We start from the raw sequence: 7,173 nt of genomic DNA, 5'->3' as shown, positions 1-7,173 counted from the left end.
GTTTTTTATTGAAAAATCAGTGTCAGATGCGGACGGCTTCCGGCGTAGTCTGCGGATTGTCTTCCGCCGGTTCGGAAACTGAAGCCGGAACTGAAAACTCCAGCAGCAACGGAAAATGATCTGAGCCGAGCGATTCACCGGTGCGGATATTATGCAGTGTCACAGTCTCATTGATGAGAATATGATCGATCGGCAAGCCGATCCAGTGGCGCAGACTATCCGGCAGGCGGGTTGTCAGCCATGTTGCACCTGCACCGGCAATGCGTTTGGTTTCGGTGAGCATTTCATATTGGCGCAGATTGTAACTCCACGGGGCAGCATTGAAATCACCGGCTATAATCACCGGAATACCGTGAGGATTGGCCATCGGCTCCAATGCAGGGCGCAGCATTTCAAACTGCTGTACCTGTTTAAACGGCCACGGCCAAGACTGATGCAGTGACGAGACAAGTACATTGGTGCCGCCAAGATTAACAAGAGCTGTGGCCAATACGCCGTCACCGGTGCAGACCGGAGAGCCGAAATCGGCAAAAGGTCGGCGCGAGAGAATACCGACGCCCCATCTTTTCGGCAATGTGCCGCATTGGTGGCGGTAAGGATAGCTGCCTTCCAGTATTTTAAGCCATGGCTGCCACAGCTCAGAACCTTCCTGATAGGTGATAATATCCGGCTTGTAGCGCGCCACAACTTGCAACAGGGCTTTCGGATCATCATTATTTTGCAGCAGATTAATCTGCATCAGCCGGTAGGTAACATTTCCGTCTTGTGCTGTTGCCGGTTGTGATGAGCCTGTCCAGTTCACGGTTGTTGAAAAAGCGCTGAGGCCGAGCAGTGTCACCATTGCCGCTTCACGGCGCAGACTGGTGAAAAGCAGAAAAATCCCGCCAAGAGCCATGATTGCTGCAATATGAGCGCGAAAATGCGCAAAACTGTCCAGCGCCGGATGCACACGGCCAAAGAAACCCAGCACCAGCGGAACCGAGAGCAGAACTAAGAAGATCAGCAATGCAAAGAGCAGGGGAGATGTGCGTTTTGAAACAGGAATTGGTTTTTCGCCGGACATAGAGACCACAGAGCAAGAGAAACAAGTATGACAGCACTGTTGGCTGTGAAAAGCAGCTTTATCAAGGCGCACTGCTCTGCAAATAGTCTTGCAGAGCAGTGTTGATTGAAGCATTTACTGGAATGCAGTCTCGAAGAAGCTGCGTAGTTTTCGTGAATGCAGCCGGTCTTGCGGCATGGCAGCGATTTTTTCCATGGCGCGGATGCCGATCTGCAAATGCTGGGCTACCTGTTTCTTGTAGAAGTCAGTCGCCATGCCCGGCAATTTCAGCTCGCCATGCAGCGGCTTGTCAGACACACAGAGCAAAGTACCGTATGGCACGCGGAAGCGGAAACCATTGGCCGCAATCGTGGCCGATTCCATATCCAGAGCCACAGCACGGGACTGAGAAAGCCTCTGAACTGGGCCGCGCTGGTCTCGCAATTCCCAGTTGCGGTTGTCAATCGTGGCAACGGTGCCGGTACGCATGATGCGTTTCAGCTCATAGCCCTCAAGGCCGGTGATTTCCTCAACCGCATCTTCCAGAGCCACCTGAATTTCGGCCAGAGCAGGGATCGGCACCCAGATCGGCAGATCATCATCAAGAACGTGATCCTCACGCACATAGGCATGGGCAAGTACATAATCGCCGAGCTGCTGGCTGTTGCGCAAACCGGCGCAGTGGCCAAGCATCAGCCATGCATGCGGGCGCAGTACAGCAATATGATCGGTAATGGTTTTGGCATTGGACGGGCCGACCCCGATATTGACCATTGTAATGCCCGAACCATCCGGCTTGACCAGATGATAGGCCGGCATTTGCGGCAGGCGCGCAGGCTCTGCCCCCTGTGAAGGCGAGCTGTTACCGGCAAAAGTGACAAGATTGCCCGGTTCAACAAATTTGGTGAAACCGCCGCCGCCCTCTGCCATTAATTTACGGGCATAGGTGCAGAACTCGTCCATATAGAACTGGTAGTTTGTGAAAAGCACATAGTTCTGGAAATGCGACGGGCTGGTCGCGGTGTAATGCGACAGGCGCTGCAAAGAATAATCCACGCGCTGACCGGTAAATGGTGCCAGCGGCATGATTTCCAAAGTCTGGAACTCGGTATCACCATTAGCAATACTGTCATCGGTATTGCCGAGATCCGGCACATCAAACATATCACGCAGAGGATATTTGAAAGCATCGGAGACGGAAGATTCCACATAGGTGCCTTCCAAAAAGGCAAAATGCAGCGGGATCGGCGTGGTGGATTCCTGAACAGTCACCGGAACACCGTGATTTTTAATCAGCAGACGGATTTGCTCCATCAGGTAACTGTCGAAAAGATCGGGACGGGTCAGCGTGGTGGCATATTCACCCGGTAGACTGACATGACCATAGGCCAGACGCGTATCCACATGGGCGAAACTGGCTGTTGAAAAGCAAAGCTCTGGGTAGAACGCGCGGAAACGCTGCGGTGCAACTTCGCCTTTGGCAACCTTATGAAAGGCATCGCGCAGAAAGGCAGTATTCCGGTCATAGAGAGCACGCAATGCGTCAACCGCAGCGCGGGCATCAGTAAATGATTGAGGAGCGACTGGCTCCGGTGTGGCTATGCCCGCAGAAATCAGATCTGAAACAGGATTGCCGGAAAAAGTGTCGATTCTTTTGCTCATGCGCTACTATAAGCCGGAATTCTTACAGTTTATATGGCAAGCTTTGCACTGCGCCTCCGGTTTTGCATAATGGTTAAACGGGGCATTATTTCTGCAAGCTGACCACAAGAACCAGACCGGTTGCGGTAACTTTTCCGCCGGTATTGGCGGCAATGCCGGTAAAAGCAGCAACCGGCGCTACAAAGAACAGGCTGAACACTGCAATGCGCATGGCGAGATAACATGTGTCGGTCAGAGTGCTGAGAAAATTCGCGGACATCATGGCAGCATCTCCTTGTCCTGTGATTTTGTGATTGTTGCTGCCTGTGCAGGGCGGGAGGTTTCTGTTTGCAGGAAAGAATATGACAATGCCTGAGCCATATGACCGGCGCGGTTTGCATGATTTTCATTCATCAGCAGCAGGCTGAGAAATACCGTGCCGAGTGTGAACAGGCTGATAATGGTAAACCGGTGATACAACATCGCTTGGCCCCCTTTTGGTCGAACATGTCGCTGCGGATATGATGATGTGCGACACGGTCTGGTCAGGAATGATCCTGTTATCCGTAATCTAACGGCGGCGGGCTGAACTCTTTCTGAGAGGGGCGTTCATCGGGCGTTCAAATTCATGAAATTGCATTAAGCATATATTTTTCAACGTGAAACGAAATTTGGTTTTATGGATTGCCTAATCTGTAGTCATGACTATATATTGTTTGCAACCGGACAATCACGCATATAATCATGATGTTTGTCCTTACCGGTTTCACCGGAGTATAATTTCTTAAACTGGAAACAGTTTAACTTGAAATTATGCTCTCATTTTAAAGTGTTGGAGCGCGTTTTGTACGCCGATGAGTGTACGGCGCTCTAGTCAGGAGCTGATCTCTATGAGTGCCGAGCCTAAAACCCAGACGAAGCCGATTGAACTTTATTACTGGCCGACACCGAACGGCTGGAAGATCAGCATCATGCTGGAGGAACTGGGGGTTCCTTATGAAGTGAAATATGTGAATATCGGTAAAGGCGATCAGTTCGAGCCGTCATTTCTGAAAATCGCACCGAATAACCGTATGCCAGCGATTATTGATCCGGAAGGGCCGGATGGCCAGCCGATTTCGGTTTTTGAATCCGGCGCTATTCTGCAATATCTGGGGCGTAAATTCGGTAAATTCTATCCGGCGGATGAACGCAAGCGCGTCGCCGTTGACGAATGGCTGATGTGGCAGATGGGCGGGCTTGGACCAATGTCCGGTCAGGCAGGACATTTCCGCGTCTATGCACCGGAAAAAGTCGAATATGGTATCAATCGCTATACGAATGAAGTGAACCGGCTCTACGGCGTATTGAATCGTCAGCTTGAAGGCCGTGATTATATTGCCGGCGATTATTCCATAGCCGATATGGCCTGTGTGGGCTGGATCAGCGCCTATAAAAACTACGATCAGAAACTGGAAGATTTCCCGAATCTGAAGCGCTGGTATGAGGCTGTCACAGCCCGTGCTGCGGTGCAGCGCGGTATGGAGTTGGGCAAAGCTGAACGCGAGAAAAGCAATCTTGCGACGGATAAATCAGCGCAGAGCGTTTTGTTCAATCAGAAAGCGCGCTGACTATAAAACAAAGCGTTGCGCGATCATCATCCGCAACGCTTTTTCATTTGTCTTACTGGCGTGCCAGTTTTTCGGTCTTGCAGATCAGCCCGCCTGCCACACAACCGGCCAGCGATAATGTGCTGCCGCTGACACTGGCTTTACCGGAATAGGTCTTGCCTTCGTCAAGCTTATTGACGGTGCCTTTATAGCTGCCGTCTTTACCGCTCATTTTACCGATGGATTTGCCTTTATACTCACCGTTGAGCACGGTGCCGCAATAATCCTCACCGCCGCAGCTTTTATATTCAATGATAGTGCCGGATGTGCGTTTCCACGTACCGACAATCGGTTCTGCTGCCAGAGCAGGGCCGAACGACAGTGTCAAGGCTGTCATTGCAAACAAGATTTTCTTCATCAGTTCCTCCCGAAGATGCGTAATATGTGATGGGCATATTATTTACGCTCACGTAAACGTAATCCAAAGAATGGCGCTTGAAAAGAGCCGATTTTGCATTGCGCAAATCTCACTTCTGTTCGGCATCGTAACGGGCTGATGTGATTATTGGTTAGCAGCAGGTTTAAATTATCCTGTGCTTAAAAGTCGTGATTTTTGCAGAAGTCCCGCAAAACCGGCAGAGTTATTCTTAATGAATTCTGATGTTTACCCATTGTTTGGATTTTGTTGATTGCCCGTTAAGGATGGTATTTAACGGCGGTTTCAACTCTTTCCGTCATCTTGTTCATAACAACAGCAGAGATCTGCACGGGCTTTCCGGCTCTAAGCAGACCGCAGTTTAACAGGACAGGATGAGAACAATGTTTGCACGTTTCAGCGCGAAGTCAGAGAATAATATCAATGCCATGCAGGCCGAAATGCTGTTTGAAACCGGCATGATGTATTATGCAGGGCGTGATTGCGTGGCAGACCGTATCGAAGCCTATAAATGGTTCAATATTGCAGCCATCCGTGGTGATGATCGTGCTCTGCCGATGCGCAGTAAATTGTCAGAAATGATGAGCAAGCCGGAGCTGGTGCGTGCCCTGCGTGAGGCGCGTGAATGGATGGCGCGTCACTGATCCCGCCATCCGGTTTCTTTTTAACTTGTGGCCAGATAACGGCCGGGCTTGTGGTTGATTGCAATAATAACATTCATGACCACAGCGCCGATCAGCGAAATTGCAACCTGTTGCGGGGACAGGTAAATCAGCGATACAGACATCAGAACCAGATCCAGAGTAAGCTGCGACCAGCCGGCGCGGATATTGTAATTATCCTGCAGATAGAGAGCCAGAATATTGATGCCGCCGACACCGGCACGGTGGCGGAACAGGGCAAGCACGCCCATTCCCATCAAAGTGCCGCCCATAAAAGCGGCAAAAACCGGTTGCAGGTTGGAGAAATCCACCCACATCGGGAACAGGCGGGTAAAGAGCGACATCAGCGCCACCGCTACAAAGGTGCGAATTGTAAACCGCCAGCCCATGCGCTTGATAGCCAGATAATAAAAAGGCAGGTTGATCAGGAAAAATACCAGAGCAAACTGCCAGTTGGTTGCATAATGCACGAGAAGAGCCACACCGGCTGTGCTGCCGGTCATTAGTTTGGCTTGCGCATAAAGGGTTAGTCCGAGGCTTACAAAGCTGGTGCCGATCAGCATCGCCACAACATCTTCATAGAAGCGGTGTCTCTCGGTCACAGATATTGGCGATAGAGTCGGAATCGCATCCGGAGTTGTGACTTCAGCCATGAAAAAAGACCCTGCAACATGCTGCTGCGGCGTAATTTAAACGTCGGACAGGATATTGTTTAAAAGAAAACTGAAAAGCAGCAGAACCTTCATTGATCTCTGCCACTGGCATTATTTAGCCGATAACCGGCGTAAAATCAGCGGTGAGAAAATTGTTATTTTTAACGTGGCAATAGCGATTTATGACCAAAATCCGGCTTTTTATATGCCAATAATTGCGCGAATATTTTGCTTGATGGCTGGTGTGGTGGTGAAGGGGAATATGTATAGGCCAAGTTAAAAAGGCTGATTTACAGCGTTTTACTGCCCTGAAATGCATCTGAGTTACAAAATATTGCACCTCAGGATATTATAAAAATGCTATGTTTGAGAGCTATAATATAAACAATCACAATGTTGTCTCACAGCGCGTCAACTCTTTTCAGAATTTGTGAAAAGGTTTTGCGTGCGGAATATTATACGATATTGACAGAAAAACGCTTTAGGCACAGTGTTTTAAAACCTAATCAGGAGAACAGAGATGAAAATTCAAACTCTCAGCCGCCTTGGCGGCGCAGCATTGCTGACAGGAATGGCCGTCTTTGTGCTGTCTTCACCGGCAAGTGCGCTGACAATGGCAGAATGCAGCACGAAATATCAGGCTGCAAAAGATGCCGGCACGCTCGGTACTATGAAATGGAATGATTTCCGTAAAGCACAGTGCGGTACTGACGCGGCTGCAACTCCGGCACCTGCGGCTCCGGCCAAACCGGCAACAACTGCTGCAAAGCCTGCCAAACAGGCGGCGCCTGCTGCTGACAGCACAGATGCTGCCAAAGGCCTGACAATGCAGCAATGCTCTGCAAAATATAAAGCAGCTCAGGAAACAGGTTTGGCGACCGATCTGAAATGGAATGCTTTCCGTAAAGTTGAATGTGGTCCGGGTGCTGATCCTGAAAAAGTAACATCCGTATCAACAAAAGAGCCGGCAGCTCCGACTGTTGCTGCGCCAAGCGGTGTTAAATTCCCGTCTGCGGTTTCAGCAAAATATGCGAATGAAACTGAAGGCAAGCAGCGTATGAAAACCTGTCTGGATCAGTATTACGCCAATAAGAGCGCGAATTCTCTGAATGGTCTGCGCTGGATCCAGAAGGGCGGCGGTTACTATAGC

Annotated in this window: 9 protein-coding genes; 3 read left to right on the top strand and 6 right to left on the bottom strand. The window is 50.1% G+C overall.

Annotated elements, in window-relative coordinates; genetic code table 11:
• Window positions 1-22: 22 nt before the first annotated feature.
• The 4 genes from A918_RS0117265 to A918_RS0117250 form a co-directional block, all read right to left on the bottom strand.
• Window positions 23-1,063: an endonuclease/exonuclease/phosphatase family protein gene (locus tag A918_RS0117265; protein ID WP_022712263.1), complete on the bottom strand. Its 1,041-nt coding sequence runs from the start codon at window positions 1,061-1,063 to the stop codon at window positions 23-25.
• Window positions 1,064-1,177: 114 nt separating this feature from the next.
• On the bottom strand, window positions 1,178-2,704 hold the full coding sequence (locus A918_RS0117260; RefSeq protein WP_022712262.1) for an AMP nucleosidase: 1,527 nt from the start codon (window positions 2,702-2,704) through the stop codon (window positions 1,178-1,180).
• Between the two features lie 85 nt (window positions 2,705-2,789).
• Window positions 2,790-2,966 (bottom strand): hypothetical protein, encoded by a 177-nt coding sequence (locus tag A918_RS21895; RefSeq protein ID WP_022712261.1) that lies wholly within the window; start codon window positions 2,964-2,966, stop codon window positions 2,790-2,792.
• On the bottom strand, window positions 2,963-3,166 hold the full coding sequence (locus tag A918_RS0117250; RefSeq protein WP_022712260.1) for a hypothetical protein: 204 nt from the start codon (window positions 3,164-3,166) through the stop codon (window positions 2,963-2,965). The genes A918_RS21895 and A918_RS0117250 overlap by 4 nt, the downstream gene beginning before the upstream one ends.
• Window positions 3,167-3,573: 407 nt before the next feature.
• On the opposite strand from A918_RS0117250, the gene A918_RS0117245 reads away from it, so the two are divergent.
• Window positions 3,574-4,293 (top strand): glutathione S-transferase family protein, encoded by a 720-nt coding sequence (locus A918_RS0117245; protein WP_022712259.1) that lies wholly within the window; start codon window positions 3,574-3,576, stop codon window positions 4,291-4,293.
• A 52-nt stretch (window positions 4,294-4,345) separates the two neighbouring features.
• Here A918_RS0117245 and A918_RS0117240 read toward each other — a convergent pair whose 3' ends face one another.
• Entirely contained in the window at window positions 4,346-4,690 is a 345-nt protein-coding gene (locus tag A918_RS0117240) for a DUF2147 domain-containing protein (RefSeq protein WP_022712258.1), read from the bottom strand.
• Window positions 4,691-5,091: 401 nt separating this feature from the next.
• Here A918_RS0117240 and A918_RS0117235 point away from each other — a divergent pair, with 401 nt between their 5' ends.
• Window positions 5,092-5,352 (top strand): hypothetical protein, encoded by a 261-nt coding sequence (locus A918_RS0117235; protein WP_022712257.1) that lies wholly within the window; start codon window positions 5,092-5,094, stop codon window positions 5,350-5,352.
• Between the two features lie 20 nt (window positions 5,353-5,372).
• On the opposite strand, the gene A918_RS0117230 is transcribed toward A918_RS0117235, so the two are convergent.
• A complete protein-coding gene (locus A918_RS0117230; protein ID WP_022712256.1) occupies window positions 5,373-6,023 on the bottom strand; it encodes a YitT family protein in 651 nt (216 codons plus the stop codon).
• Between the two features lie 520 nt (window positions 6,024-6,543).
• Here A918_RS0117230 and A918_RS0117220 point away from each other — a divergent pair.
• Window positions 6,544-7,173 (top strand): hypothetical protein (locus A918_RS0117220; RefSeq protein ID WP_022712254.1); only part of this gene is annotated, 630 nt, incomplete at its 3' end.

It is taken from the genome of Pseudochrobactrum sp. AO18b, from assembly GCF_000409565.1.
GTDB classification, from domain to species: Bacteria; Pseudomonadota; Alphaproteobacteria; order Rhizobiales; family Rhizobiaceae; genus Pseudochrobactrum; species Pseudochrobactrum saccharolyticum.
The sequence above is the reverse complement of the archived record's forward strand: the minus strand, read 5'-3'. Positions and strand labels throughout refer to the sequence as shown.

Coding starts and splice junctions, on each gene's coding strand:
- A918_RS0117230 (WP_022712256.1), bottom strand. CDS start 6,023: ATGGCTGAAGTCACAACTCCGGATGCGATTCCGACTCTATCGCCAATA.
- A918_RS0117250 (WP_022712260.1), bottom strand. CDS start 3,166: ATGTTGTATCACCGGTTTACCATTATCAGCCTGTTCACACTCGGCACG.
- A918_RS0117235 (WP_022712257.1), top strand. CDS start 5,092: ATGTTTGCACGTTTCAGCGCGAAGTCAGAGAATAATATCAATGCCATG.
- A918_RS0117245 (WP_022712259.1), top strand. CDS start 3,574: ATGAGTGCCGAGCCTAAAACCCAGACGAAGCCGATTGAACTTTATTAC.
- A918_RS21895 (WP_022712261.1), bottom strand. CDS start 2,966: ATGATGTCCGCGAATTTTCTCAGCACTCTGACCGACACATGTTATCTC.
- A918_RS0117265 (WP_022712263.1), bottom strand. CDS start 1,063: ATGTCCGGCGAAAAACCAATTCCTGTTTCAAAACGCACATCTCCCCTG.
- A918_RS0117240 (WP_022712258.1), bottom strand. CDS start 4,690: ATGAAGAAAATCTTGTTTGCAATGACAGCCTTGACACTGTCGTTCGGC.
- A918_RS0117260 (WP_022712262.1), bottom strand. CDS start 2,704: ATGAGCAAAAGAATCGACACTTTTTCCGGCAATCCTGTTTCAGATCTG.